Raw genomic sequence first — 24,459 nt, 5'->3', positions numbered from 1 at the left:
TCCCGTTTCCCCTCCATGACTTTCTCAAAGGAGTTCCACCATGCGTCAAACCTTCATTGCAGGCCTCGGCGCCGGGGCCATCGTGCTCGCTGGTTGTGCAGACATGAGCGACACCCAGCGGCGCACGGCCACCGGTGCGGCCGTGGGCGCGGCGGCGGGTGCCGCGATCGGCTCGGCCACGGACCATAGCGCCGGCAAAGGCGCGCTCATTGGCGCGGGCGTGGGGGCGCTCGGCGGCTACATCTGGTCGCAAAACATGGAACGCCAAAAGCGTGACATGGAGGCGGCCACGCGCGGCACCGGCGTGGCGGTCACGCAGACGGCGGACAACCAACTCAAGCTCGACATTCCGAGCGACATCTCGTTCGCCGTGGGCAGTGCCGACATCCAGCCAGATTTCGCGCCGGTGCTCGACCAGTTCGCAACCAGCCTGCGCGGCAACCCGAACGCCACGGTACACATCGTCGGCCACACCGACAGCACGGGAGGCGATGCGGTCAACAACCCCTTGTCACTGAACCGCGCCGCGAGTACGCGCGACTACCTGGTGTCGCGCGGCGTGGATGTCAGCCGCATCACCATCGAAGGCCGTGGTTCGCGCCAGCCGGTGGCGTCGAACGACACCCCGCAAGGGCGCGCACGCAACCGCCGCGTGGAGATTTTCGTCGCCGAGCGCGCTGCAGGGCGCGGCTGAAGCGGCACCTGCGCGCCACAGCGGCTCCAGTGCAGCACCTCGGGCGCGCTGCCCGGCTCCGGCGTGCGGCCTCAGCGCCCGGTTGAGAGCCTATTTCAGTAGGCTCTTAGGCATCAGCACGCCGCGCACCCGGCCGCGCATCTGCAGCACCTGTGTGACGTTGTCGTAATCCATGGCGTCGGCCGTGAAGCGGTCGGCGCCGCGGATCAGCGTCACGGGCTGGTTCGAGCGCACGCGCTCGGTCTGCGTGAAGGCGTGCAGAAAGTCGCCGCGGAATTCCATGCGCGGCTGCGGCAGCTGCCCAGGCTGGGGCGGCAGCGGCTCGCGCGTGACGACGGCGTTGCCGAACAGTTGCACCTCGGAGCCGTCGGCGTTGCTCAGCGCCCGGTGCGCGGTGGCCACGGTCCAGCGTCCGTCCTGGCCTTGCGCGCGCATGTGCACCTGGTCGACTTCCAGCGTCTCGGTGTCGGGATAGTGGCGCATCACGGTGCCGCGCACCTCGTTTTTCAGGCGCCCGGCAGCGTCGAAGTTGCGCACGGAAAAATCGCGCATGAAGTAGTCGGGGTCATGGCGCACGGCCTGGGCGCCCGTGGTGCCGGGCGCGCGCGGGGCATTGCGCACCAGCCACCACGAACCGAGCGCGAGCGCGCCCATGACGATGATGGGCAGGTAGAGCGAGAGTCTTTCCGTGCGCTGGCGCAGGCCCGCGCCACGGGGGCGGCTTGTGCTCATGGTCGGTACGCTTCGAGCAAGGCCGCGTAGCGCCCGCTGGCGGTGAGCAGCAGGTCGCACAGCTCGCGCACCGCGCCGGCGCCGGCGCGCGCCGCGGTCACATAGTGCGCTGCGTGGCGCACCTCCACGTGCGCCTCGGGCGGTGCGCAGGCGAAGGCGCTGCGCAGCAGCAGGGGCAGGTCGGGCCAGTCGTCGCCCATGGCGGCGGCCTGCGCCCAGTCCAGCCCCAGCGCGGCGAGGATGCGCTCGGCCGCGGGGGCCTTGTCTTCGGTGCCGAACGCGGCATGCTCCACGCCCAGGGCCTGCAGGCGCAGGCGCAGCGGGGCCGAGTCGCGCCCGCTGACCACGGCTGGCGTGATGCCGGCCTGGCGCAGCAGCTTGAGGCCATGGCCGTCGAGGGTGGAAAAGCGCTTGAGCGTCTCGCCTTCGGCGCTGTAATACAGCCCGCCGTCGGTGAGCACGCCGTCCACGTCGAAAAACACCACGCGCACGCCTTGCGCGGCGAGCAGCAGCTCGGGCGCGAAGGACTGTGCGGGTGCGCGGTTTGCAGAAGGGGTGGTGCGCATCAGATCACCTTGGCACGCATGAGGTCGCCGATGTGCACCATGCCCAGCAGCGTGCCTTGCGCATCGACCACGGGCACGCTCGTGATGGCGTGGCGCTCCATCAGCTCGGCGGCGTCGGCGGCGAGGGCGTCGGGGGCGATGCAGCGCGGGTTCGCGTGCATCAGCTGCGCGGCGGTGGCATCGCGCAGTTCGGCACCGGCCTCGATGCGCCGGCGCAGGTCGCCGTCGGTGAAGATGCCGAGCACGCGCTCCTGCGCATCGACGATCACTGCCGCGCCCAGGCTCTTGGCGCTCATCTCGCGCATCAGGGTGCTGAAGGTGGCTTCGGGGCGCACGCGCGGCAGGGCGTCGCCGGTGCGCATCACGTCGCGCACATGCGTGAGCAGCTTGCGCCCGAGCGCGCCGCCGGGGTGCGAGCGCGCAAAGTCTTCGGGCCGAAAGCCGCGCGCCTCGAGCAGCGCCACGGCGAGCGCGTCGCCCATCGCGAGCTGCGCCGTGGTGCTGGCGGTGGGGGCGAGGTTGAGCGGGCAGGCCTCACGCTCGACGCTGCAGTCGAGCGTGAGGTCGGCATGGCGAGCGAGGCTCGATTGCAGCTGGCCGGTGAGCGCGACGAGCGGCACGCCCAGGCGTTTGAGCACGGGCAGCAGGGCCGTGAGCTCGTGGCTCTCGCCGCTGTTGGAGATGGCCAGCACCAGGTCGTCGGCCGTCACCATGCCCAAGTCGCCATGGCTGGCCTCGGCCGGGTGGACGAAGAACGCCGGCGTGCCCGTGGAGGCCAGCGTGGCGGCGATCTTGCGCCCTATGTGGCCGCTCTTGCCCATGCCCATCACGACCACGCGGCCCTCGGTCGCCAGAATCTGCTGCACCGCCTGCGCAAAGCGCGCATCCACGCGCGTGGCCAGGGCGCGCAGCGCGGCGGCCTCGATCTCGAAGGTTTCGCGGGCCAGGCGCAGGGCCTGTGCGGCGTCGAAGGGGCGCGGGGCGCCAGAAGCTGGGGTCATTGGGGCGATTTTATAGAGCCGTGGGATAGCATAGGCCCCATGTCTTCACTCGCGCTGACTTTGCTGTATCTGCTCTCTGCCGTGCTCGGCGTGGTGGTGTTTCGCAGCCTCAAGCTGCCACCCATGCTCGGCTATTTGACCGCGGGCGTGCTGATCGGGCCGTATGCGCTCGGGCTCGCGCGCAACCCCGAGAGCGCGCGCCATCTGGGCGAATTCGGCGTGGTGTTTCTGATGTTCGCGATCGGGCTCGAGTTCAGCCTGCCCAAGCTGCGCGCCATGCGCCGGCAGGTGTTCGGCCTGGGGCTTTTGCAGGTGCTGGTGACCATGCTCGCCGTGATGGCCCTGCTGCTGTTGCTGTCGCGCCTGCTCGGCGGCGTGTGGGACATGGGCTGGCAGACGGCGCTGGCGCTCGCCGGCACCCTGGCCATGAGCAGCACCGCCATCGTGGTCAAACTCATGGCCGAGCGCGCCGAACTTGAGAGCGCGCACGGCCGCAACGTGATGGGCGTGCTGCTGTTCCAGGATCTCGCCGTGGTGCCGCTTCTGGTGCTGATTCCTGCGCTCGGTGCGGCGCCCGAGGCTTTGCTTTCCTCGCTGGCGTGGGCGCTGCTCAAGGCCGCGCTGCTCGTGGGCCTGCTGCTCACCGGCGGCCAGCGCGTGATGCGCTGGTGGCTCACGCTGGTGGCGCGGCGCAAGAGCGACGAGCTGTTCATGCTCAACCTGCTGCTGATCACCCTGGGCCTGGCCTGGCTCACCGACCTGGCCGGCCTGAGCCTGGCGCTGGGCGCCTTCATCGCGGGCGTGCTGGTGTCCGAGACCGAATACCGCCACCAGGTGGGCACGGACATCCGCCCTTTTCACGATGTGCTGCTGGGCCTGTTTTTCATCACCATCGGCATGATGCTCGACTGGCATGTGCTCGTCGACCATGCGGTGCTGGTGCTGGCGCTGCTCATGGTGCCCCTGGTGCTCAAGGCGGCGCTGATCCTGCTGCTCGCGCGCGGCATGGGCGCGGGCACGGGCGTGGCGCTGCGCACGGGGCTTTATCTGGCGCAGGCAGGGGAGTTCGGCTTCGTGCTGCTGTCGCTCACGCAGGATCAAGGGCTGGTGCGGCCTGCGCTCATGAACCCCATGCTGGCAGCCATGGTGCTGTCCATGCTGGCCACGCCCTTCCTCATCATGCACAGCGACCGCATCGTGATGCGCCTCGTGGCGAGCGACTGGCTGCAGCAGTCGCTGCAGGTCACGGCGATCGCCCGCCAGACCATCAACACCAGCCGGCACGTGATCATCTGCGGCTTTGGCCGTTGCGGGCAGAACCTGGCGCGCATGCTCGAGCGCGAACGCATTCCCTACATCGCGCTCGACCTGGACCCCGACCGCGTGCGCCAGGCCGCGGCGGCGGGGCAATCGGTGGTCTATGGCGACGCGAGCCGCCTGCAGGCGCTGATGGCTGCCGGTCTGGCACGCGCGAGCGCCGTTGTCGTGACCTATGTGGACATCCCGAGCGCGCTCAAGGTGCTCACGCACACGCGCGCACATGCCCCGCAGGTGCCCGTGGTGGTGCGCACGCAGGACGATCTGCACCTGGACAAACTGCGCGACGCCGGTGCGACCGAGGTCGTGCCCGAGACCATAGAGGGCTCGCTCATGCTCGCGAGCCACGCGCTTGCGCTCGTGGGCGTGCCCTTGCGCCGCGTGCTGCGCCTGGTGCAGGAGCAGCGCGACGCGCGCTATCAACTGCTGCGCGGTTATTTTCATGGCGCCGACGATGACAGCGTGAGCGAGCGCGAACAGGAGCGCCTGGCCACCGTGAGCCTGCCCCCGGAAACCCCGGCCGTGGGGCGCCCGCTGGGCGCTCTGGCCTTGCATGCCATGGGGGTGGAGGTAGTAAACCTGCGCCGCAGCCATGGCCGCATGGTGGAAGCGACGGACGACGTGGTGTTGACCGAAGGCGACACGCTGGTGCTTTCCGGCCAGCCCGCAGCGCTCGCGCTGGCAGAAGACAAGCTGCTGCGCGGTTGACCTCTGACGGCTAAGGTCGAGGGTGGCAACGCCTGACCCCTTCTCAGGTCAGAGCGCCGTATTGGGTATTGCCGAGCATATGCGCGTGGTCGTCGAGGTCCACCAGCTCGGTGTCTTCGAAGCCCGTGGGGCGGTTTGGCGAGAGCAAGGGGCCGGAGTGCACCGGCACGCCGGGCTGGCTGGCCGCAGTGGGCTTTGCCGCAGCACCGGCGGAGGCGAGCGCACGCTTGAAGGCGGCGACCTCGTCCTCGGCGATGGGGTCGTAGGCCGGCGCTGCATCAACGCCGGGCTGCCGCGCGCCGGCGGCAGGAACGCTTGGCGTGGCCGTTTGCGGAGCCTTTTGCACGGCCGCGGATTGCGCCGCCCGTGCGGCAGCGGCGAAGTCCTTGATGCGCCAGTAGACGGCCGTGACCAGGATGTCGTGGCGGCTTCTGGCCGTGTCCGTGATCAGGGCTTCGACGGTGCCCAGGCGCTCCACCTGGCCGCCATACTCGGGCGCCAGGTCGATCATGACGAGAAACTGATGACCGCGCGGGTCCAGCGACAACACCTTGAATTTGTAATGGGCCGACAGCACCCCCGCGCGAATCATGGCGTTGCGCACCACTGCGTACAGCAATTCGCGACGTTCCATGCGTTCATTTTTCCATGCGCCGGCAGACGCGCCCGCCGGGGACGGGACTGCACCGGCCTGGATCGCCGCAGGAGGATGGGGCGTGTTCCCTGAAGCGGTGGAAGGTTTGGCGGGGCGGTGTTTGAACCAGCTAAACAAGGACATGGCTGCAATTTTCCCGAGGATGATTGGGGCCTGCCAAGTTTAGCTCCCCGAGGTTGCAGTAAGCAGCCACGGCACCGCAGCAGGCGGGTTGCGTCAAGTCACCGCAACGCGCCGCCGCCGGTTGCCCAGCCGCTTGGCCATCACCGCGCCCGCTGCCATCGCCACCCCCAGGGCAATGGCTGGCTGGCGGTTGGCGAGTTCGGCAAAACGCAGCGCCGCCAAGGCCCAGAGCCTGCTGGCTGCAGTGGACTGCACGGTCGCGCTGCGTGGCCGGTGCGCGAAGAACGCCCCCTCTCCGACCACGGAGCCCGGGCCGACGAGTGCGATGCGCAGGCGTTCTTTTTCGTCCTGGTAGTGCACGCTCAGGTTGCCGCTTTCGATGAAATACAGCGTCCGATCGGTCGCGCCTTGCGCGAACAGCACATGCCCGCTCGGAATGGTCAAGGGCTGCAAGTAGGTGCCCAGCAAGTCCCATTGCGCGGGCGACAGCGGGTTGTTCAGGCTTTCATCGTCAGGGGCCTGGGCGACAGCCGCAATGAGGCCCGTGAGGTCGATCTTGGCGGCGGGGTAGGCTAGGCTGGACATGGTGCTGCGAACGCTACCGCGCCTGTCGCTGCGCCACAAGCCCTCTTTACCGATATTTACACTCAGCGCGGCGCGAGGATGGCCATGGTGAGGCGCGAGGTGCAGGTAAGCTCGCCGGCCTCGTTGACCAGGTCGATCTGCCAGACCTGGGTGGTGCGTCCCACGTGCACCGCGCGTGCCGTGCCCGTGACCCAGCCGCTCGTGGCCGAGCGGATGTGGTTGGCGTTGATCTCCAGGCCCACGGCGTGGTGGCCTTCGGGACAGGCGTGGTAGGCGCCCATGGAGCCCAGCGACTCGGCCAGCACCACGCTCACGCCGCCATGCAGCAGGCCGAACGGCTGCTTGGTGCGCGCGTCCACGGGCACGCGCCCACGCAGAAAATCGGGGCCGATTTCGGTGATTTCTATGCCCAGATGGCTGGCGGCGGTGTTGGTTTGGGCGTCTTGCAGCGCTTGCAATGAAATGGGTTTTTTCCAGATGGACATGGGAGGAATCAAGCGGAGTTATCAAAAATAGGAGCAAAAATTCAGCGTCCCTGAAAGACCGGCGCACGCTTTTCCTGCCAGGCCAGGCTGCCTTCGCGCAGGTCTTGCGAGGTCGCGCTGCGCTGCACTTCGCGCGCGATGCTCTCGGCGTCGGCGCGGCCACGGGCGATCTGGTTCAGGTGCTTTTTCATGCCCAGCAAGGCAATCGGCGCCATGGCCGTGAGCGTCTGGACGAGGGCGCGCACGGCCTCGACGGGGTCGGGGCCCTCGACCAGGTGCGTGAGGTAGCCGCAGGCGTGCATGGCACGCGCGTCGAGTTTTTCGGCGCAGAGGAACAGGCGCTTGGCCATGTCGACACCCAGCCGGCTGACGTAGCGCTCCAGGCCGCTTTGGTAAAAGTGCAACCCCAGGCGCGCGGCCGGAATGAACATCTCTGCTGCGCTGGTGCCCACGCGAAAATCGCAGGCCAGCGCCATGTCGGTGGCGCCGCCATAGACGCCGCCCTGGATCGCGGCGATGGTGACGGCGCGGCAGTCTTCGAGCGCATCGACCATTTCGCCGAAAGCGCTGCCCTTGTTCTGGCTCTGCGCAACCTGGCCGATGTCGTAGCCGCTGCAAAAATGCTTACCCTCGGACTGCAGCACCAGCACCAGCACGCCGGGCGTCTGGTTGACGGTGGCGACGTGGCGGATGAGTTCGGGCAGATCCTCGGGCGTGAGCTTGTTGGCCACGCGCGGGCGGCGCAGGGTGATGGTGGCAACGGCACCATCGATGTGAAGCAGCGGAAGCATGGGAAGGAGTGCGGTCGAAGTGGAGCGGAACAAAAAAATGTATCAAAAACGGGGCGACCCGGCTGGGGGCTCCCTGCAGGGCTGGCGCCAGCGCCTCTACACCATCATTTTCGAGTCGGACACGCGCGCCGGGCGCTGGTTTGACCAGGGCCTGATCGTAGCGATCCTGCTCAGCGTGGCCGTGGTCGTGGCCGATAGCGTGCCCGCGCTGCACCAGCACTGGAGCGGCCTTTTCACGAGCGCCGAATGGGCCTTCACGCTGCTGTTCACGCTCGAATACCTGCTGCGCCTGGCCTGCGTACCGCACCCGTGGCGCTACGCCACGAGCTTTTTCGGCATCGTCGATCTGCTCGCGCTGCTGCCCACCTATCTGGCGCTGCTGCTGCCCGAAGCGCATGTGCTGATCGACGTGCGCGTGCTGCGCCTCTTGCGCGTGTTTCGCGTGTTCAAGCTCACCGCCTACATGACCGAGTACCGCGGTCTGGCGCTGGCCTTGCACGCCAGTCGGCGCAAGATCACGGTGTTCATCTCTGGTGTGCTCATGGTGGTGTTGGTGCTCGGGACTTTGATGTACGTGATCGAAGGCCCGACCAACGGCTTCACTACCATTCCCACCTCCGTGTATTGGGCCATTACCACGATGACCACCGTGGGTTTTGGCGACATCACGCCCAAGACTGACCTGGGCCGCTTCATTTCGTCGGTGATGATGCTGCTGGGCTGGGGCACGCTGGCGGTGCCCACGGGCATCGTGACGTCCGAGATGGCAGCGCAGCGCCAAGCCACGCAGGGCCTCGCGGCCGTCCCCGTCACCACCCGCACCTGCCCCGAATGCTTGAGCGAAGGGCATTTGCCCGAGGCGCGTTTTTGCATGCACTGCGGGGCGCCGCTGCCGCCCTGGGCGCACGACGTCTGAGGGACCCGCCCGCGCACATTACACTCGCCGGCTCTGCTGCGCCTGTGCTTTTCGGGTGCACAGTGCTTTTCCTCGACACAGCACCACCCATGTCCATGGACTCCCCGGGCGCGGCCCGCGCCAGCTTTGAACTCAAAAGCGCCTCGCTGCCCGTGGTGGCGGTGCTGCTCAAAACGGCCGATCTGGCGCAGGTCGCAGCCGAGCTCGCCGCGCGCCTGGCCGCCGATCCTGGTTTTTTCGACCACGACCCGGTGCTGATCGACCTGACCGCGCTGCGCGAGAGCGACGCGGCCGTCGATTTTGCGGCGCTCGGCACCCTGCTGCGTCAGCACCGCACGCAACCCGTGGCCGTGCGCGGCGGCAGCCCTGCGCAGATGGCAGCAGCGCACGCTGCGGGCCTGGTGGCCGCGCCCGATGCCCCAGCGGCGCGTGAACGCTCCGCCCCGCAAACCCTCGTGCGCGAAGTCGAAGTGGTGCGCGAGGTGGTGCGCGAAGTGCCCGGGCCCGGCGCGGCCGCCGTGGTGATCGACAAGCCGCTGCGCTCGGGCCAGCAGGTCTATGCGCGCGGCGCCGACCTCGTGGTGCTGTCGGTGGTGAGCTTCGGCGCCGAGGTGATCGCCGACGGCAACGTACACGTCTATGCGCCGCTGCGCGGGCGCGCCATCGCGGGCGCGCGCGGCAACACCGAGGCGCGCATCTTCAGCACCTGCATGGAGCCACAACTCGTCTCGATTGCCGGCATCTACCGCACCACCGAAACGGCCCTGCCCGCGCAGGTACTGGGCAAGCCCGCGCAGGTGCGCCTCGCAGGCGAAAAGCTGCTCGTCGAGCCGCTGTGATTACCATTCACGGCTCTGATACTCATTCACCTCCTCATCCCTCAGGGACTTTGCAACACATGGCCAAAATCGTCGTCGTGACTTCCGGCAAAGGTGGCGTGGGCAAAACCACCACCAGTGCCAGCTTTGCCTCCGGCCTCGCGCTGCGCGGCCACAAGACCGCAGTGATCGACTTCGACGTCGGCCTGCGCAACCTCGACCTCATCATGGGCTGCGAGCGCCGCGTGGTCTATGACCTGATCAACGTGATCCACGGCGAGGCCAACCTGAACCAGGCGCTGATCAAGGACAAGCAGTGCGACAACCTGTTCATCCTCGCCGCGAGCCAGACGCGCGACAAGGACGCGCTCACGCTCGAAGGCGTCGAAAAGGTGCTCAAAGACCTGGCCGACATGGGCTTTGAATACATCGTCTGCGACTCGCCCGCGGGCATAGAAACCGGCGCGCTCATGGCCATGCACTTCGCCGACGAGGCGCTGCTCGTGACCAACCCCGAAGTCTCCTCGGTGCGCGACTCCGACCGCATCCTGGGCATGCTGGGCAGCAAGACCCGGCGCGCCATCGAAGGCACCGAGCCCGTCAAGGAGCACCTGCTCATCACGCGCTACAACCCCAGCCGCGTGCAGGACGGGCAGATGCTCTCGCTCGAAGACATCCAGGACATCCTGCGCATCAAGCTCATCGGCGTGATCCCAGAGTCCGAAGCCGTGCTGCAGGCGTCCAACCAGGGCCTCCCGGCGATCCACCTGCAGGACACGGACGTGGCCGAGGCGTACAAAGACGTGGTCGCGCGCTTTCTGGGCGAAGAAAAACCGCTGCGCTTCGTCGAAGCCGAAAAGCCCGGCTTTTTCAAGCGCCTGTTCGGGGGCCGCTGAGCCATGGCCTCTTTTCTGTCCTTTCTGCTCGGCGAGAAAAAGAAGACGGCCACCGTCGCCAAAGAGCGCCTGCAAATCATCCTCGCGCACGAGCGCAGCGGCCGCAACGCCGGCCAGCCCGACTACCTGCCCGCGCTGCAGCGCGAACTGGTGGCCGTCATCTCCAAATACGTGGCTATTGACCCGAACGACATCAAGGTTCACCTCGAACGCCAGGACAACCTTGAAGTGCTCGAAGTGAAGATCGAGCTGCCAGAAGCCGGGCGCTGAAGCGTGCACATTTTTCAATAAAAAACGGCTATTGAGCGCATCCAGCTTGCGCAAGCAGCTCTTTTTATAAGAGCGTTTGACCCAGATGCTTCATGAAGACGCGGGGCCATGGCAAGGTGGGTGGCAAGGTAGTTTGATCGCTGCTGAGGAGTTCGTGGTGGTGCCACGAACGACGAAGCGGCGGCCCACATGACCGGCAGCCGCCCGTCAGCGCCTGCGTAGGCGCGCAGCGCCGCCTAATGAACAATCTGGGTTGAAAAGAGCATCACAGCGGGTGCTCGGTGTAAAAGCGCCCGCCGTGGTAGAGCAGCGGCGGCGTGCCGGGGCGGTGCGCGCAGTGCTCGACCTCACCGACGAAGATGGTGTGGTCGCCCTCGGCGTACTGGCTGCGGTTGAAGCATTCGAACACCGCCGCCGCGCCCGCAATGATGGGCGCACCGGCCACGCCGGGGGTGTGCGGCACGCCCGCCCAGCGATCGACGCCGCGCTGCGCAAAGCGTTCGGCCAGGTCGCGCTGGTCGGCCGCAAGCACATGGATCGCGTAGTGCGAGCCGGTCATGAAGGCCGGCAGCACCGAGGCCGCATGCGCCAGGCTCCAGAGCACCAGCGGCGGCGCCAGCGACACCGAGTTGAACGAGCTCGCCGTCAGCCCGACCAACTCACCCCCGGCTCCACGTGCCGTGACGATGGTCACGCCGGTGGCAAACATGCCCAGCGCCGCACGGAATTCGCGCGACGAAAAGGCCGGCGCACGGGCCTGCACGGGGCGGGGCAGCAGTTGGGACATGGGTCGTCAGGTCACGGCGGATGGAGCAACGCGGCCGCCATTATGGGCAGCCAGGGTACGCCTTGCTCGGGTGGGGGTGTTGGGCGAAGCCGGGCCGCATTGCCTGCCGCGCACCCAACCAAGACGCCCGGAGGATCGCTGAGAACCTGTGCACGCCAAACGCAGGATGTGCGTCACACTACGACCTCGCCGAACCCAGGAAAAAGCCCATGCCGTCACCAGCACCCACCCCCACCCCCCACGCCCCCCCGCCGCGCGTCGGCGTGGCGCTGGGCAGCGGCTCGGCGCGCGGGCTCGCGCACATCGGCGTGCTGCGCGCGCTGCAGGAGGCCGGCATCGCCGTGCACTGCGTCGCGGGCACGAGCATGGGCGCGGTGGTCGGCGCGGTCTATGCGTCGGGCAAGATCGAGCGCATGGCCGAACGGCTGCGCAAGCTCGACTGGGCGGGCATCGTCGCGCTGCTCGACCCGGTGTTTCCACGCGCGGGGCTGATCGACGGCCAGCGCGTGGCCGAGTTCGTGCGCGCCCACGTGCCCGGCGCGCTGATCGAAGACCTGGCGCTGCCCTTTGCCGCCGTGGCCACCGACTGGGAGACCGGCGCCGAGGTGGTGGCGCGCAGCGGCGACTTGACCGAGGCCGTGCGCGCAAGCATCGCCGTGCCCGGCATCGTCACGCCGGTGCGCAGCAACGGCCGCCTGCTCGTCGATGGCGGCCTGGTCAACCCCGTGCCCGTGAGCGTGGCGCGTGCGCTGGGCGCCGAGGTGGTGATCGCGGTGGACCTGAACCACGACATCGTGAGCAGCCGGCGCAACCGCGTGGCGGCAAAGGGCCGGGGCGTGAATGGGAATGGCGCGCATGGGAATGGCACGCATGGGAGCGGCACGAACGGCAATGGCGCCGAGGGCAACGGCGCAGCCACGAACGGCGAGGGCAATGGCGGCCACGGCAAAACCAGCGACACTACGCCCACGCCCATGCTCGCGCCCATCCTCACGCGCCTGCTCGACAGCCTGCGCACCCAAGAAAGCCCCATGTTCGCGCAAGTCAGCGCCTGGCTGCGCCGCACGCCGCAGGAGCCGCTGCCCGGCATCTTCGAGGTGCTGCTGGGTTCGCTCTACATCATGCAGGCGCGCATCACCGAAGCCAGTCTGCAGCAAGACCCGCCCGACATCCTGATCCAGCCGCCGCTGGGCGCGGTGCGCTTCATGGAGTTCGACCGCGTCGAGGAGATCATCGACATCGGCTGGCGCAGCGCGCACGAGCAACTCGCGGCGCAGTGGCCCGACGTGGCGGCGCGGTTGCACCGATAACTATTTTTTACATAGCAAAAAGCAAGTGATGTTTTCACCTCCTGGCCATTAATGAACGCCCACTAGTAGCTCCTCTAAAAAGAGCAAAAACCATCCAATCCAGGCGGTCGTCACCACCGCGCGCATGGCGTGCGTCGGCAAGGGTTACAGTCTCGCCCCATGCCACATTCACCTGCGGCGCCGCTGCTGTGCTCTTTGCAAGGGCCTTGGCGGCGCGTGATTTTCGTTGCCGCGTACGAGGCCATCGCGATTGCCGTGTCGGCGCTGGGCTTCATGTGGGCCACGGGGCAGGGCGCGGTGCATTCGGGCGTGATCTCGCTCGTGTGCTCGGTGATCGCCATCGTGTGGAACCTGCTCTTCAACACGCTGTTCGAGCGCTGGGAGCGCCGCCAGCGCCTGCGCGGGCGCAGCCTGGCGCGGCGCGTGGCGCACGCCATGGGCTTCGAGGCGGGGCTGTCGCTCGTGCTGGTGCCGCTGCTCGCCTGGTGGTTTGGCGTGAGCTTGTGGCAGGCGCTTGTGATGGACTTCGGGCTGCTGCTGTTTTTTCTGGTCTACACCTTCGTCTTCACCTGGGTGTTCGACCACCTGTTCGGCCTGCCGGTGGCGGCGCGCTGAGCCCGAGCTGGCGCCTGCCACAAGCCCGCCCAGCTCACGCCCGCCCCCGTAAAATCGCCCCCTTGCCGCCAAGGAGCGTTGCAGCCGGCCCGCGGCCGGTCAGGCTTGGCGTGCTGTCCTATCCTGCCCAACGACGCTCACCTGCTTTGGCTTTTTCAGGTGAGTCTTTTCCATGACGCAAACTGCCCCTCCTCCGCTGCGGCTCTCGGGCCTCGAGCCGCTGGTCATCGGCCCCGATACCCTGTTCGTCAACATCGGCGAGCGCACCAACGTCACCGGCTCCAAGGCGTTTGCGCGCCTGATCTTGAACGACCAGTTTGAAGAAGCGCTGGCCGTGGCGCGCCAGCAGGTGGAAAACGGCGCGCAGGTCATCGACGTGAACATGGACGAGGCCATGCTCGACAGCGAGGCCGCGATGGTGCGCTTCTTGCGCTGCATCGCCTCCGAGCCCGACATCGCGCGCGTGCCCATCATGATCGACAGCTCCAAGTGGAGCGTGATCGAAGCGGGCCTGCGCTGCGTGCAGGGCAAGGGCATCGTCAATTCGATCAGCCTCAAGGAAGGCGTGGCCGAGTTCCAGCGCCAGGCGCGGCTGGTGCGGCGCTACGGCGCGGCGGCGGTGGTGATGGCCTTCGACGAGCAGGGCCAGGCCGACAGCTTTCAGCGCAAGATCGCCATTTGCGAGCGCGCCTACCGCATTCTGGTCGATGAGGTCGGCTTTGCGCCCGAGGACATCATCTTCGACCCCAACATCTTCGCCGTGGCCACGGGCATCGAGGAGCACGCGAACTACGCGGTCGACTTCATCGAAGCCACGCGCTGGATCAAGCGGCACCTGCCGGGCGCCAAGGTGTCGGGCGGCGTGAGCAACGTGAGTTTCAGCTTCCGCGGCAACGACCCGGTGCGCGAGGCGATCCACACCGTGTTCCTCTACCACGCCATTCGTGCGGGCATGGATATGGGCATCGTCAACGCGGGCATGATCGGCGTCTATGACGAGCTCGACCCCGAGCTGCGCGCGCGCGTCGAGGACGTGATCCTCAACCGCCGCCCCGACGCCGCCGAGCGCCTGATCGAGGTCGCCGAAAGTGCCAAGGGTGCCGCGCGCGACGACAGCAAAAAGCTCGCCTGGCGCGAAGGCACGGTGCAAGAGCGCCTCACGCATGCGCTGGTGCATGGTGTGACCGACTTCATCAGCGCAGACGCCGAAGAAGCCTACCGCGAGGCGCTCGCGCGCGGCGGGCGCGCGCTGCACGTGATCGAAGGGCCGCTGATGGACGGCATGAACGTGGTCGGCGACCTGTTCGGTGCGGGCAAGATGTTCTTGCCGCAGGTGGTCAAGAGCGCGCGCGTCATGAAGCAGGCCGTGGCGCATCTGCTGCCCTACATCGAGGCCGAAAAAGCCGCGCAGGCCGAGGCCGGCGTCGCCGTGCAGAGCAAAGGCAAGATCGTCATCGCCACCGTGAAGGGCGACGTGCACGACATCGGCAAGAACATCGTCACCGTGGTCTTGCAGTGCAACAACTTCGAGGTCGTGAACATGGGCGTGATGGTGCCTTGCCACGACATCCTGGCCAAGGCCAAGGAGGTGGGCGCCGACATCGTGGGCCTGTCGGGCCTGATCACCCCCAGCCTCGAAGAAATGCAGCACGTGGCGGCCGAGATGCAAAAGGATGCGTACTTTGGCGAACGGCAGATTCCGCTGCTGATCGGCGGCGCCACCACCAGCCGCGTGCACACCGCGGTGAAGATCGCGCCGCACTACGACGGCCCCGTGGTCTATGTGCCCGACGCCTCGCGCAGCGTGGGCGTGGCGCAGGGCTTGCTGGGCCAGCAGCGCGCGCAGTTCCTCGCCGACTTGCGCGCCGACTACGACAAAGTGCGCGCGCTGCATGCAAACAAAAAGCAAACCCCGCTGTGGCCGCTGGCCAAGGCGCGTGCGAACAAAACGCCCATCGCCTGGGCCGACTACCAGCCGCCCGTGCCGCACTTCATCGGCCGGCGCGTGTTCCGCAACATTGCGCTCGCCGACCTGGTGCCCTACATCGACTGGACGCCGTTCTTCCAGACCTGGGACCTGGCAGGCAAATACCCGGCGATCCTGCACGACGAGGTCGTGGGCGCCGAGGCGCAGCGCGTGTTTGCCGACGCGCAGGCCATGCTCCAAAAGATCGTCGCTGGCCGCTGGCTCACGGCCAACGCGGTGGTCGGCTTTTGGCCCGCGAACCGCGTGGGCGACGACGACATCGCGCTCTATGCCGACGAGGCACGGCAAACGCCCGTGCTCGTGTGGCACGGCCTGCGCCAGCAGACCGAAAAGCAGCCCGGCCCCGACGGCCAGATGCGCCCCAGCCGCTGCCTGGCGGACTTCGTGGCGCCTCGTGAAGTGATGCAGAATGCTCTTGAATCAAGAGCTGTTAGCGCAGGCGCAACAAGCGCCAGCGGCCAAAATGATGCTCAAATCGACAGCCGGGCGCCGCTGCGCGACTACCTGGGCGCGTTTGCCGTCACCGCGGGCCTGGGCGTGGACGTGAAAGAGGCCGAATTTCTGGGCCAGCACGATGACTACAGCGCCATCATGCTCAAGGCGCTGGCCGACCGCCTGGCCGAAGCCTGCGCCGAATGGCTGCACGCGCGCGTGCGCCGCGAGCTCTGGGGCTACGCTGCCGACGAAGCGCTGAGCGTGGAGCAACTCATCGCCGAGCAATACCGCGGCATCCGCCCCGCACCCGGCTACCCGGCCTGCCCCGACCACAGCATCAAACGCGAGCTGTTCGAGCTGCTGCAGGCGCACGACATCGGCATGCACCTGACCGACAGCCTGGCCATGACGCCAGCGGCGAGCGTGAGCGGTTTTTACTTCAGCCACCCCGAGAGCCGCTATTTCAACGTCGGCAAGATCGGCCAGGACCAGCTGCAAGACCTCGCGCAACGCCGCGGCATGGACTTGGGCGAGTTGCAGCGCCTGCTGGCGCCGAATTTGTAGCCTTGTCGTCGCTTGCCAGTGCGCGCAGGGTAGGCTGGGTTTCAACCCAGCCTACTTTTTCCGTATTTGTCACTGCATTTACAAACAGGCCAAACCTGCGCCCCTTGTAATCGTTAAGCTTGACTCCAAACCCCAGTTGGTCTTGTTTCATGCGAGAGGAGAAAAGCCCATGAACACGTTTTCTTCCACGGCCGATGCGCAGCAGCCTGCTGCGCCGGCCCCATCATCGACCCTCAAATGGCTGTGGGGCGCGGTAGGTGCGCTCACGCTGGCCGTGCTTGCGCTGGGCGGCACGCTGATCGCACAGCAGCACAAGGCCGCCTCACAAGAACAAGCGCAGCAAGCCGAGGTCGCGGCGCGCACGCCGGAATCCGAAGTCATAGAAGAAAAAGCGCCCCAGACGCAGAATCAACCGGCGCAGCAAGCTCCTGAAACGCTAGCAGCACAAACTGCCGCAGGTGCCGCGCCGGCGGCGACCAACGCGCCGCTCCATGCGCCCGCGCCGGCACGGCCCGCGCGCCCGCATGCGGTCGCGCCGCGTGCAGGCACTACCGCCACCACCACTGCACCGGCTGCGGCGCCCCAGCCGGTGGCGCAGGCGCCACAGCCCGTGACCCCTGTCGCGCCCGTGTGCGCGGTCTGCGGCCGCGTCGAGTCGGTGCGGGCCATCCAGAAGTCCGCACCTACCAGCGGCGTCGGTGCCGTGGCGGGCGGCGTGCTCGGCGGGGTGCTGGGCAACCAGGTGGGCGGCGGCACGGGGCGCGCGCTCGCCACCGTGGCCGGCGCCGTAGGGGGCGGCTACCTGGGCAATACCATAGAAAAACGCAGCCGCACCGAGACGGTCTATGAAGTGCGCGTGCGCATGGACGACGGCTCGGTGCGCTACTTCCAGCGCGCCCAGTCCGTACCCGTAGGCGCGCCCGTGGTGCTCGAAGGCCGGGGCTTTCGCCTCGTCGGCAACGAGCCCGCGCCGGCGCCGCAGTACCCGCAGTAGGAGCCCTTCGGACTGGGGAACCGCGAGCGCGTAGGGGCTGCCATGCGCCGCGCGGCGTGTCACTTGTCCACGAAGGCGCGCTCGACCACGAAGTCGCCGGGCGTCGTGGTGCTGCCTTCCTTGAAGCCCCGCGCTTCGAGAATGGTTTTGAGCGAGGCCAGCATGGCCGGGCTGCCGCAGAGCATGGCGCGGTCCACCTGCGGGTCCAGCGGCGGCACGCCGAGGTCGGCAAACAGCTTGCCGCTGTCGATCAGGTCGTTGATACGGCCCTGGTTTACAAAGGGCTCGCGCGTCACTGTGGGGTAGTAGCGCAGCTGCGCACGCACCATCTCCCCGAGGATTTCATGCTGCGGCAGCTCCTGCGTGAGGTACTCGTGGTAGGCCAGCTCGGACACCAGACGCACGCCGTGCACGAGCACCACCTCGGCAAACTTTTCGTAGGTGGCCGGGTCGCGGATGATGCTCATGAACGGCGCCAGCCCTGTGCCCGTGGAGAGCAGGTACAGGCGCTTGGCCGGCAGCAGGTAGTCTATGAGCAGCGTGCCCGTGGGCTTTTTGCCCACGATGATGCTGTCGCCCACCTGGATGTGCTGCAGGCGCGAGGTCAGCGGGCCGTCGGGCACCTTGATGCTCAAAAACTCCAGGTGCTCTTCGTAATTCGGACTCACGATGCTGTAGGCGCGCAGCAGCGGCTTGCCCTCGACGAGCAAGCCGATCATCGTGAAGTGGCCGTTGGAAAACCGCAGCGCCGAATCGCGCGTGGTGGTGAAGCTGAACAATCGGTCGGTCCAGTGGTGGACGCTGAGCACGCGCTCTTCGTGGAATGCACTCATGGTGTGTTTGCGGTGAGAAAAAGTCGTTTTGCCGAGGAAAACACCGCCGGTGGCCGTCGGCGGAAAACCCTGCATTGTCCAACAAAGCCGGATGGCCCTGCGCCAGCACCGCCCGTGCCGGCTCAGCCTCTCAAGCACGCCCTGTACGCTGGAACAGCCCGCCGGGCAGGCGCGCCACGCTGCCCGCGAGTTCGAGCTCGAGCAATTGCACCTGCAGCGTGGCCGCGTCCAGGCCGGTGCGCGCGAGCAGCGCGTCGAGTCCGATGGGGTCGAAGCCCAGCGCCTGCAACAAGGGGCTTTCGGGCGCCTCGGCAGGTGCTGCGGCGCGGGCCGCACCTGGCGCGGTGCCCGGTGCAGGCGCGGGCGCATCCGGGGCCAGCTGCGCCTGGGCGGGCGCCGCCGCGCCGGGCAGGCGCAGCTCCTCGAGCACGTCCTGCGCGCTTTCGACAAGCTTGGCGCCCTGGCGTATCAACGCATGGCAGCCGCGCGACTGCGGCGCATGGATGGAGCCGGGAATGGCAAACACCTCGCGCCCCTGCTCGGCCGCGAGTCGCGCCGTGATCAGCGAGCCCGAAGCCGGCGCGGCCTCGACGACCAGCGTGCCCAGCGACAGCCCCGCGATGATGCGGTTGCGCTGCGGAAAGTGGGCGGTGAGCGGGGGCGTGCCCAGTGGGTATTCGCTCACGATCAGGCCCTGCGCCGCGATGCGCCGCGCCAGTTCGAGGTTGCGGCGCGGATAGACGCGGTCCAGCCCCGTGCCGACGACGGCGATGGTGGCGGGCCATGGTCTGGCTTGCGCTCCTGCCGCGGCGGCGCTGTCGAGGGCGCCCTCGTGCGCTGCCGCGTCAATGCCCAGCGCCAGGCCCGAGACGATGCACAGGCCCGCGGTGTGCAGCGCGCGGGCAAACTGGTGCGCGTTGTCTGCGCCTTGCGCTGTGGGGTTGCGGCTGCCCACCATGGCCAGGCAGCGACCCTGGGCGAACGGGTCGCCCTGCAGCACTTGGGCGGGCCCGAGTGCGTACAGCAGCAGCGGCGGGTCTTCGGTGTCGAGCAGCGTGCGCGGGTACGCGGCGTCGGCCATGCTCAGGAGCGCATGCGCAGGGCCTTGGGATCCTTGGGCTGGCCCAGCGTCCGCCGCATGCAGCCAGTCCCAAGTGCGCGCACACAAGTCCTCGAAGCCTTCGGGCAGCGTGTGCAGCGCGCGCGCCTGCGCCGGGCTCACGCAGCGCTCGAGCGTCTGCACCGACTGCGCGAACACCGCCTGCGGCAGGCCGAAGGCCGCAAGCAGCCTGCGCGCCGCAGTGCGCCCCACGCCCGGCGTCACGCTCAGGCGCAGCCAGGCGGCAAGCTCATCGCGCTCCATGCCGATGCAGGGTGATCGGTGATCGCTGGTGGTGCGCCGCGCTTTATTGCGGATTGGTCAGCTTGTCGCCTATGCGCACGGGCGTGTGGATTTCGACGATGAGCGCGTAGGAAACGCGCTCGAAGGTGCGAAACACCACGGCCAGGCCGTTGCGCTCGCTGGGCAGTTGCACCATGGGCCGGTCGGGGTCGGCTTTGTCCACGATGCGCGCGCCCTGGCTCAGGATGGCGAGCACCTGGCCGGGTTCCATGCCGTCGCGCGCGCCGCGGTTGAGCGAGATCACCTGGTTTTGCGCGGCATTGGCGAGCGCGGCGCTGCCATAGACCGACACCACGCGCGCAGCTACGGGCACCTGCGGTGCGCGCGGCGTGAAGTTGAGGAATTCGCGCGGTGGCGCGGGCAGCAGGCGGTCGCCGGCGCGCACCTCCTCTTTCGTCAGCCCGAGTTGCAGGGTGGCGGGGATGGGGTCTGATGCGGGCGTCTGCTCGGTGCCGGCCGTGGCCGGGGTTTCGCTGCGCAGCAACTCGGCCTTGCCCAGGTAGTGCGCCTCGTAGCCCAGAATTTCGCCGGTTTCGGGGTCTTTGAGCGCTTTGGCGTCGCGGTAGATGCGGAAGTAGCGCGGCTTGTCGGGCCCGAGCTGCATGGGCGCATCGGCCGGGCCGCGCGCATAAATGCGCTGGCCCTCGGCCATGAGCACACGATCCTCGGTGGTGGCGACGATGTGCGGGGCATTGGCCAGCGCCTCTTCATCGACGATCAAGGGCTCTTCGAGGAAGGGCTCTATCACTTTCGGGTCGAGCGTGGGCAGGGCCGAATCCGAGAGGCTGTCGGTGCGCACACGCGGCGTCACGCGCACGGTTTCCGGCTCGCCCGCGGGGCTGGTACTCAGGCGCGCATAGCCGCCGTCCTTGATCAGATAGAGCGTCTGGCCCGGATAAATCAGGTGCGGGTTGCGGATGGACTGCAGATTCATGCCCCAGAGTTCGGGCCAGCGCCAGGGCCGCTTGAGGTACATGCCCGAGATGTGCCACAAAGTGTCGCCGCGCTTGACCACGTATTTGTCGGGCGCGTTGGGCGCCAGCTCGGACAATGGCACGCCGCGCTGCGCAACCTGCTGCGCCGTGGCGCGCTGGCCGCTGGTGATCGGGTATTTCTGGGCCTGCGCCTTGGGCGCATGCAAGGCGGCCGTCAGCGCGATGCCCGTTGCAGCGGCAAACACCGCGGTCCTCCCCCAGTCAGCACATTGCATACGCATCGATGCCATCATCATGGAATTCCTTTAGTTCGATGAACCCAGATTGTCCATGAGGACGCGGGATGAAGCCGCGGCCAAAATGACCGTCAGGCGTCCGCCAGCGCCCGCGTAGGTGCGCAGCACCGCCTCATGGACAATCTGGGTTGATTGCGGATCTCCCGGGATTCTCTTTGCAAGCCCTGACCGGGGCAACGATTATTGCGCCTGGACGTCGCTGGGGCGCTTGAAAGTAGCGAAAATAGCGACATTTTTCGCACGCGCGGCCCGCCTGCCGCGCCGTTTTTGCTATTTGTTTTCCTGTCCTGAGCCATGGCCGTCCTTCCAATTCTTTGCTACCCCGACCCCCGCCTGCGCAAGGTCGCGCGCCCGGTGGCGAGCGTGGATGCGCGCATCCAGGCGCTGGTTGCCGACATGCTCGAGACCATGTACGACGCCAAGGGCATAGGCCTTGCGGCGACGCAGATCGACGTGCACGAGCGCGTGGTGGTGATCGACGTGTCGCAGGAGCGCAACCAGCCCATGGTGCTGATCAACCCTGAAATCGTCTGGGCCAGCGAGGAAAAGCAGGCGGGCGATGAAGGCTGCCTGTCGGTGCCCGGCATTTACGACGGCGTGGAGCGCGCGCGTGCCGTGCGCGTGCGTGCACTCGACGCGCAGGGGCAGGAGCAGACTATCGAGGCCGAGGGGCTGCTGGCCGTGTGCATACAGCACGAGCTCGACCACCTCATGGGCAAGGTGTTCGTCGAATACCTCTCGCCGCTCAAGCGCAACCGCATCAAGTCCAAGCTGCTCAAACAGCAGCGCGAAGAGGCCCGCGCATGAAACCTTCTGTGCTGGCAAAGGCGGGCGCGCTGCGCCGCGCCGCGGCCGCCTTGGCGCTGCTGCTGCTCGCCGCCTGCGCCTCGCCCGACTGGGAAAAGCCCGGCGCGCTGCACGCGGACGTGCTCGCGCGCCTGGGTGCGCCGCACAGCACGCAGAGCCTGCCCGACGGCGGTCAGCGCCTGCTGTATTCGACCTTGCCCGCGGGCTACCAGGTGTTCCACCTCGACTTCGACGCGAGCGGGCGCCTCGTGCGCACCACGCAGGTGCTCACGCAGCAGCGCTTTGAATCCATCCCCGTCAACCAATGGAGCGCGCGCGACGTCGAGGCCAGCTTCGGCCCGCCGATCCGGCTCGAGCAGGTCGCGCGCTTCGACGGCGACATCTGGACGTACCACTTCATCGACGACCTGGGCACGCGCCGTTTCGCCTACGTCCACATCGACCGCGCGGGCGTGGTGCGCCGGGTGATGTTTGCCGACGAATTCTCGGGCGGCAGGGACCCCAATTTCTGAGCCAACCCTGGCCGCCGCACGTACACCCGCATGTACACCCGCACACACAGCGCATGAACATCGTCTTTGCCGGCACCCCCGAATTCGCCCGTGTGGCGCTCGCACAGCTGCTGGCAGCAGGCCACCGCGTGCCGCTCGTGCTCACGCAGCCTGACCGGCCTGCGGGGCGCGGCATGCAGTTGCAGGCCTCGCCGGTCAAGCAGCTCGCGCAAGCCCACGACATCGCCGTGGCGCAGCCGCGCAGCCTGCGCCTGGACGGAAAGTTCCCGCAGGACGCCCAAGCGGCGCGCGCCGCGCTGCTGGCGGCACAAGCCGACGCGATGGTGGTCGCGGCCTATGGCCTGATCCTGCCGCAATGGGTGCTCGACCTGCCGCGGCTCGGCTGCCTGAACATCCACGCGAGCCTGCTGCCGCGCTGGCGTGGCGCCGCGCCCATCCACCGCGCCATCGAGGCGGGCGATGCCGAAACCGGCGTGACCATCATGCAAATGGACGCGGGCCTGGACACCGGCCCCATGCTGCTCGCCGAGGCCACGCCCATCCTGCCGCAGGACAGCACGGGCACGCTGCACGACCGGCTCGCCGCGCTCGGCGCGCGCCTGATCGTGCAGGCGTTGCAATTGGCCGAAGCCGGGCAACTGCAGCCCGTGCCGCAGCCCGAGCAAGGCGCGTGCTATGCGCCCAAGATCGAAAAGACCGAGAGCGTGATCGACTGGGCGCAGCCCGCAGCAGTCATCGAGCGCCGCATCCGCGCCTTCGACCCGTTCCCCGGCGCGAGCACCACGCTGGATGGGGCCGTGCTCAAACTTTGGCGCTCTGAAATCGTGAGCTATCAGCGCACGCCAAATGTGCCTTGCGGGCATATTTTGTCTATAAACGACGCGGGCATCACCGTGGCCTGCGGCACGGATGCGCTGCGCCTCACCGTGCTGCAGCGCACGGGCGGCAAGCGCCTGGCCGCGGCCGAGTTCTTGCGCGGCTTTGCGCTGCAGCCCGGGCAGGTGCTGGGCGTGGCCGCCGCTGCCCCGGCGCCATGAGCGCGTGCGCATGAACGGCGGACGCAGCCACGCGCACGGTGACGAGGTGCGCACCCCAGGCGATGGCGCCCCGCCGTCGCTGCGCACCCTTGCGCGCGAGCCCGAATTCCGCCTTGCAGCGCGCGACATGCTTGCCACCGCGCTGGGCATCAGCGCCTGGGGTCTGGTCACGGGCGTGGCCATGGTCAAGAGCGGCATGCCGGTGTCCATGGCCATCGTCATGTCGCTGTTCGTCTATGCGGGCAGCGCGCAGCTCGCGGTGCTGCCGCTGCTGACCACGGGCGCGCCGCTGTGGGTGGTCTGGCTCACGGCCACCTGCGTGAACCTGCGCTTCGTCATCTTCAGCAACCTCTGGCGCAGCTACTTCGGGCACCTGTCCCTGCGGCGGCGGCTGGTCATAGGCTACTTCAGCGGCGACGCGATCTTCGTCTTCTTCATGCAGCGCTACCCCGAGCCACGCCCCGCGACGGGGCAGTTCGCGTATTTTTGGGGCGCCTCGCTGCTCAACTGGCTGGCCTGGCAAGTGCCCTCGATCGCGGGCATCGTGCTTGCCAATGCCATCCCGTTGTCGTGGGGGCTGGGCTTTGCCGGGGTGCTGGCGCTGCTGGGCGTGCTGCTGTCCATGCTGGTCGATCGTCCAGCCTGGATCGCGACGGTGGTTTCTGCCGCGGCGGCGATTGCGGCGTTTGCGCTGCCGCTCAAGCTCAACATCCTGGTCGCCATTGCCGCGGCCGTCGCGGCCGGGCTGCTGGCCGAGGCGGCCGAGCGCCGGCTGCGCAAACCTGCCGTGGTGCTGCGCCCGGCGGGTTCGAGCGTGGCGATAGGTGCGGATACGCCGCAGGCCATTCCTACGCAGTCCGCTGCCGGCGCGCCCGCCGCGTCCACCAACGCCCGGCCCGCGGAGCGCACGCCATGAACATGGGCTGGGGCGAATACCTGCTGGCCGTGCTGGGGCTGAGCGCGATCACCGTGGTCACGCGCTCTTTTTTCATGCTCTCGCAGCGCGAGATGCCGCTGCCCGAATGGTTCAAGCGCGGCCTCAAGTACGCGCCGCTCGCGGCGCTCACGGCGGTGATAGCGCCCGAGCTTTTCATGAGCAACGGCCACCTCATCGCCACGCTGCGCGACGCGCGCCTGCCCGCGCTGCTGTGCGCGGGCGGCTACTACTTCTGGCGCCGCGGCATCCTGGGCACCATCGTCGTGGGCATGCTCGTGTATCTGCCGCTGCACATCGGCCTGGGGTGGTAAGGGCCGCAGGCTCCTAGGAGCCTGTCGGACTTTGGAATCGTCGGCTGCGAATGCGCCGCAGCGGCCCATTTTTTACCGTCTTCTTGCCCCATAGCACCACTATGGGGCTGCGAATCCGGCAAAAACTGGTCTCGCCGGGG

At 67.9% G+C, this 24,459-nt stretch carries 26 protein-coding genes and 1 riboswitch; of the genes, 15 read left to right on the top strand and 11 right to left on the bottom strand.

What is annotated here, in order from left to right; genetic code table 11:
* The first annotated feature begins 40 nt into the window (after positions 1 to 40).
* Complete coding sequence (locus tag PYV55_RS06900) at positions 41 to 694, top strand: YiaD family glycine zipper/OmpA-like lipoprotein (protein ID WP_275849956.1); 654 nt, start codon at positions 41 to 43, stop codon at positions 692 to 694.
* 90 nt (positions 695 to 784) lie between these two features.
* Here the strand turns inward: PYV55_RS06900 and lptC are convergent, their stop codons facing one another.
* From lptC to PYV55_RS06885, 3 genes are read right to left on the bottom strand one after another with little or no spacing between them, the layout of a single operon-like run.
* Positions 785 to 1,426: an LPS export ABC transporter periplasmic protein LptC gene (gene lptC, locus PYV55_RS06895; protein ID WP_275849955.1), complete on the bottom strand. Its 642-nt coding sequence runs from the start codon at positions 1,424 to 1,426 to the stop codon at positions 785 to 787.
* Positions 1,423 to 1,992, bottom strand: coding sequence for a KdsC family phosphatase (locus PYV55_RS06890; protein WP_275849954.1), 570 nt, complete (start codon positions 1,990 to 1,992; stop codon positions 1,423 to 1,425). The genes lptC and PYV55_RS06890 overlap by 4 nt, the downstream gene beginning before the upstream one ends.
* Entirely contained in the window at positions 1,992 to 2,993 is a 1,002-nt protein-coding gene (locus PYV55_RS06885; protein ID WP_275849953.1) for a KpsF/GutQ family sugar-phosphate isomerase, read from the bottom strand. The genes PYV55_RS06890 and PYV55_RS06885 overlap by 1 nt, the downstream gene beginning before the upstream one ends.
* A gap of 39 nt (positions 2,994 to 3,032) precedes the next feature.
* Between PYV55_RS06885 and PYV55_RS06880 the strand changes: the two genes are divergently transcribed.
* A complete protein-coding gene (locus tag PYV55_RS06880; RefSeq protein ID WP_275849952.1) occupies positions 3,033 to 5,018 on the top strand; it encodes a monovalent cation:proton antiporter family protein in 1,986 nt (661 codons plus the stop codon).
* A gap of 43 nt (positions 5,019 to 5,061) precedes the next feature.
* On the opposite strand, the gene PYV55_RS06875 is transcribed toward PYV55_RS06880, so the two are convergent.
* The 4 genes from PYV55_RS06875 to PYV55_RS06860 form a co-directional block, all read right to left on the bottom strand.
* Positions 5,062 to 5,796 carry a hypothetical protein gene (locus PYV55_RS06875; protein ID WP_275849951.1) on the bottom strand — a complete coding sequence of 245 codons (735 nt, stop codon included), beginning with the start codon at positions 5,794 to 5,796 and terminating at the stop codon, positions 5,062 to 5,064.
* Between the two features lie 93 nt (positions 5,797 to 5,889).
* The gene (locus PYV55_RS06870; protein ID WP_275849950.1) at positions 5,890 to 6,381 is read right to left on the bottom strand and encodes a Crp/Fnr family transcriptional regulator; all 492 of its coding nucleotides are present in this window, start codon (positions 6,379 to 6,381) and stop codon (positions 5,890 to 5,892) included.
* A 62-nt stretch (positions 6,382 to 6,443) separates the two neighbouring features.
* Complete coding sequence (locus tag PYV55_RS06865; RefSeq protein WP_275849949.1) at positions 6,444 to 6,866, bottom strand: hotdog fold thioesterase; 423 nt, start codon at positions 6,864 to 6,866, stop codon at positions 6,444 to 6,446.
* A 41-nt stretch (positions 6,867 to 6,907) separates the two neighbouring features.
* Positions 6,908 to 7,657 (bottom strand): enoyl-CoA hydratase/isomerase family protein, encoded by a 750-nt coding sequence (locus tag PYV55_RS06860; protein WP_275849948.1) that lies wholly within the window; start codon positions 7,655 to 7,657, stop codon positions 6,908 to 6,910.
* Between the two features lie 37 nt (positions 7,658 to 7,694).
* Here PYV55_RS06860 and PYV55_RS06855 point away from each other — a divergent pair, with 37 nt between their 5' ends.
* The 4 genes from PYV55_RS06855 (at position 7,695) to minE (ending at position 10,557) form a co-directional block, all read left to right on the top strand.
* Positions 7,695 to 8,573 carry an ion transporter gene (locus tag PYV55_RS06855; RefSeq protein WP_275849947.1) on the top strand — a complete coding sequence of 293 codons (879 nt, stop codon included), beginning with the start codon at positions 7,695 to 7,697 and terminating at the stop codon, positions 8,571 to 8,573.
* An 89-nt stretch (positions 8,574 to 8,662) separates the two neighbouring features.
* Complete coding sequence (gene minC, locus PYV55_RS06850) at positions 8,663 to 9,412, top strand: septum site-determining protein MinC (protein ID WP_275849946.1); 750 nt, start codon at positions 8,663 to 8,665, stop codon at positions 9,410 to 9,412.
* Positions 9,413 to 9,471: 59 nt separating this feature from the next.
* Positions 9,472 to 10,287: a septum site-determining protein MinD gene (gene minD, locus PYV55_RS06845; RefSeq protein WP_275849945.1), complete on the top strand. Its 816-nt coding sequence runs from the start codon at positions 9,472 to 9,474 to the stop codon at positions 10,285 to 10,287.
* 3 nt (positions 10,288 to 10,290) lie between these two features.
* A complete protein-coding gene (gene minE, locus PYV55_RS06840) occupies positions 10,291 to 10,557 on the top strand; it encodes a cell division topological specificity factor MinE (protein WP_275849944.1) in 267 nt (88 codons plus the stop codon).
* Positions 10,558 to 10,822: 265 nt separating this feature from the next.
* Here minE and PYV55_RS06835 read toward each other — a convergent pair whose 3' ends face one another.
* Entirely contained in the window at positions 10,823 to 11,344 is a 522-nt protein-coding gene (locus PYV55_RS06835; RefSeq protein WP_275849943.1) for a flavin reductase family protein, read from the bottom strand.
* A 209-nt stretch (positions 11,345 to 11,553) separates the two neighbouring features.
* Between PYV55_RS06835 and PYV55_RS06830 the strand changes: the two genes are divergently transcribed.
* The 4 genes from PYV55_RS06830 to PYV55_RS06815 all read left to right on the top strand — a co-directional run bounded on the left by PYV55_RS06830 (position 11,554) and on the right by PYV55_RS06815 (position 17,249).
* Positions 11,554 to 12,654 carry a patatin-like phospholipase family protein gene (locus tag PYV55_RS06830; RefSeq protein WP_275849942.1) on the top strand — a complete coding sequence of 367 codons (1,101 nt, stop codon included), beginning with the start codon at positions 11,554 to 11,556 and terminating at the stop codon, positions 12,652 to 12,654.
* Positions 12,655 to 12,813: 159 nt separating this feature from the next.
* Complete coding sequence (locus PYV55_RS06825) at positions 12,814 to 13,269, top strand: PACE efflux transporter (RefSeq protein ID WP_275849941.1); 456 nt, start codon at positions 12,814 to 12,816, stop codon at positions 13,267 to 13,269.
* Positions 13,270 to 13,333: 64 nt separating this feature from the next.
* Positions 13,334 to 13,415: riboswitch (S-adenosyl-L-homocysteine riboswitch) on the top strand.
* A 26-nt stretch (positions 13,416 to 13,441) separates the two neighbouring features.
* Positions 13,442 to 16,255 (top strand): methionine synthase, encoded by a 2,814-nt coding sequence (metH, locus tag PYV55_RS06820; protein ID WP_275849940.1) that lies wholly within the window; start codon positions 13,442 to 13,444, stop codon positions 16,253 to 16,255.
* 169 nt (positions 16,256 to 16,424) lie between these two features.
* The gene (locus PYV55_RS06815) at positions 16,425 to 17,249 is read left to right on the top strand and encodes an outer membrane lipoprotein (protein ID WP_275849939.1); all 825 of its coding nucleotides are present in this window, start codon (positions 16,425 to 16,427) and stop codon (positions 17,247 to 17,249) included.
* A 59-nt stretch (positions 17,250 to 17,308) separates the two neighbouring features.
* On the opposite strand, the gene PYV55_RS06810 is transcribed toward PYV55_RS06815, so the two are convergent.
* The 3 genes from PYV55_RS06810 to PYV55_RS06800 form a co-directional block, all read right to left on the bottom strand.
* A complete protein-coding gene (locus PYV55_RS06810; protein WP_275849938.1) occupies positions 17,309 to 18,082 on the bottom strand; it encodes a ferredoxin--NADP reductase in 774 nt (257 codons plus the stop codon).
* Positions 18,083 to 18,212: 130 nt separating this feature from the next.
* Positions 18,213 to 19,445 (bottom strand): DNA-processing protein DprA, encoded by a 1,233-nt coding sequence (gene dprA, locus PYV55_RS06805; protein ID WP_275849937.1) that lies wholly within the window; start codon positions 19,443 to 19,445, stop codon positions 18,213 to 18,215.
* A 43-nt stretch (positions 19,446 to 19,488) separates the two neighbouring features.
* Positions 19,489 to 20,712 (bottom strand): LysM peptidoglycan-binding domain-containing protein, encoded by a 1,224-nt coding sequence (locus PYV55_RS06800; RefSeq protein ID WP_407066779.1) that lies wholly within the window; start codon positions 20,710 to 20,712, stop codon positions 19,489 to 19,491.
* 297 nt (positions 20,713 to 21,009) lie between these two features.
* Here PYV55_RS06800 and def point away from each other — a divergent pair, with 297 nt between their 5' ends.
* From def to PYV55_RS06775, 5 genes are all read left to right on the top strand, one after another.
* On the top strand, positions 21,010 to 21,522 hold the full coding sequence (gene def, locus PYV55_RS06795) for a peptide deformylase (RefSeq protein ID WP_275849935.1): 513 nt from the start codon (positions 21,010 to 21,012) through the stop codon (positions 21,520 to 21,522).
* Positions 21,519 to 22,034, top strand: a complete 516-nt coding sequence (locus PYV55_RS06790; protein ID WP_275849934.1) for a hypothetical protein — start codon at positions 21,519 to 21,521, stop codon at positions 22,032 to 22,034. Before def ends, PYV55_RS06790 begins: the two co-directional genes overlap by 4 nt.
* 53 nt (positions 22,035 to 22,087) lie before the next feature.
* The gene (gene fmt, locus PYV55_RS06785) at positions 22,088 to 23,071 is read left to right on the top strand and encodes a methionyl-tRNA formyltransferase (protein ID WP_275849933.1); all 984 of its coding nucleotides are present in this window, start codon (positions 22,088 to 22,090) and stop codon (positions 23,069 to 23,071) included.
* A 127-nt stretch (positions 23,072 to 23,198) separates the two neighbouring features.
* Positions 23,199 to 23,987 (top strand): AzlC family ABC transporter permease, encoded by a 789-nt coding sequence (locus PYV55_RS06780; protein ID WP_275849968.1) that lies wholly within the window; start codon positions 23,199 to 23,201, stop codon positions 23,985 to 23,987.
* The gene (locus PYV55_RS06775; protein WP_275849932.1) at positions 23,984 to 24,319 is read left to right on the top strand and encodes an AzlD domain-containing protein; all 336 of its coding nucleotides are present in this window, start codon (positions 23,984 to 23,986) and stop codon (positions 24,317 to 24,319) included. The genes PYV55_RS06780 and PYV55_RS06775 overlap by 4 nt, the downstream gene beginning before the upstream one ends.
* Positions 24,320 to 24,459 lie beyond the last annotated feature (140 nt).

Origin of the sequence: Extensimonas soli (genome assembly GCF_029211265.1) — a bacterium.
Lineage (GTDB): Bacteria > Pseudomonadota > Gammaproteobacteria > Burkholderiales > Burkholderiaceae_C > Extensimonas > Extensimonas soli.
The sequence above is the reverse complement of the archived record's forward strand: the minus strand, read 5'-3'. Positions and strand labels throughout refer to the sequence as shown.

Coding starts and splice junctions, on each gene's coding strand:
- PYV55_RS06830 (WP_275849942.1), top strand. CDS start 11,554: ATGCCGTCACCAGCACCCACCCCCACCCCCCACGCCCCCCCGCCGCGC.
- def (WP_275849935.1), top strand. CDS start 21,010: ATGGCCGTCCTTCCAATTCTTTGCTACCCCGACCCCCGCCTGCGCAAG.
- lptC (WP_275849955.1), bottom strand. CDS start 1,426: ATGAGCACAAGCCGCCCCCGTGGCGCGGGCCTGCGCCAGCGCACGGAA.
- dprA (WP_275849937.1), bottom strand. CDS start 19,445: ATGGAGCGCGATGAGCTTGCCGCCTGGCTGCGCCTGAGCGTGACGCCG.
- PYV55_RS06865 (WP_275849949.1), bottom strand. CDS start 6,866: ATGTCCATCTGGAAAAAACCCATTTCATTGCAAGCGCTGCAAGACGCC.
- PYV55_RS06835 (WP_275849943.1), bottom strand. CDS start 11,344: ATGTCCCAACTGCTGCCCCGCCCCGTGCAGGCCCGTGCGCCGGCCTTT.
- PYV55_RS06870 (WP_275849950.1), bottom strand. CDS start 6,381: ATGTCCAGCCTAGCCTACCCCGCCGCCAAGATCGACCTCACGGGCCTC.
- minC (WP_275849946.1), top strand. CDS start 8,663: ATGTCCATGGACTCCCCGGGCGCGGCCCGCGCCAGCTTTGAACTCAAA.
- PYV55_RS06815 (WP_275849939.1), top strand. CDS start 16,425: ATGAACACGTTTTCTTCCACGGCCGATGCGCAGCAGCCTGCTGCGCCG.
- PYV55_RS06880 (WP_275849952.1), top strand. CDS start 3,033: ATGTCTTCACTCGCGCTGACTTTGCTGTATCTGCTCTCTGCCGTGCTC.
- PYV55_RS06800 (WP_407066779.1), bottom strand. CDS start 20,712: ATGATGGCATCGATGCGTATGCAATGTGCTGACTGGGGGAGGACCGCG.
- PYV55_RS06775 (WP_275849932.1), top strand. CDS start 23,984: ATGAACATGGGCTGGGGCGAATACCTGCTGGCCGTGCTGGGGCTGAGC.
- metH (WP_275849940.1), top strand. CDS start 13,442: ATGACGCAAACTGCCCCTCCTCCGCTGCGGCTCTCGGGCCTCGAGCCG.
- PYV55_RS06855 (WP_275849947.1), top strand. CDS start 7,695: ATGTATCAAAAACGGGGCGACCCGGCTGGGGGCTCCCTGCAGGGCTGG.
- minE (WP_275849944.1), top strand. CDS start 10,291: ATGGCCTCTTTTCTGTCCTTTCTGCTCGGCGAGAAAAAGAAGACGGCC.
- PYV55_RS06810 (WP_275849938.1), bottom strand. CDS start 18,082: ATGAGTGCATTCCACGAAGAGCGCGTGCTCAGCGTCCACCACTGGACC.
- PYV55_RS06885 (WP_275849953.1), bottom strand. CDS start 2,993: ATGACCCCAGCTTCTGGCGCCCCGCGCCCCTTCGACGCCGCACAGGCC.
- PYV55_RS06825 (WP_275849941.1), top strand. CDS start 12,814: ATGCCACATTCACCTGCGGCGCCGCTGCTGTGCTCTTTGCAAGGGCCT.
- PYV55_RS06890 (WP_275849954.1), bottom strand. CDS start 1,992: ATGCGCACCACCCCTTCTGCAAACCGCGCACCCGCACAGTCCTTCGCG.
- PYV55_RS06790 (WP_275849934.1), top strand. CDS start 21,519: ATGAAACCTTCTGTGCTGGCAAAGGCGGGCGCGCTGCGCCGCGCCGCG.
- fmt (WP_275849933.1), top strand. CDS start 22,088: ATGAACATCGTCTTTGCCGGCACCCCCGAATTCGCCCGTGTGGCGCTC.
- PYV55_RS06780 (WP_275849968.1), top strand. CDS start 23,199: ATGCTTGCCACCGCGCTGGGCATCAGCGCCTGGGGTCTGGTCACGGGC.
- PYV55_RS06875 (WP_275849951.1), bottom strand. CDS start 5,796: ATGTCCTTGTTTAGCTGGTTCAAACACCGCCCCGCCAAACCTTCCACC.
- PYV55_RS06900 (WP_275849956.1), top strand. CDS start 41: ATGCGTCAAACCTTCATTGCAGGCCTCGGCGCCGGGGCCATCGTGCTC.
- PYV55_RS06860 (WP_275849948.1), bottom strand. CDS start 7,657: ATGCTTCCGCTGCTTCACATCGATGGTGCCGTTGCCACCATCACCCTG.
- minD (WP_275849945.1), top strand. CDS start 9,472: ATGGCCAAAATCGTCGTCGTGACTTCCGGCAAAGGTGGCGTGGGCAAA.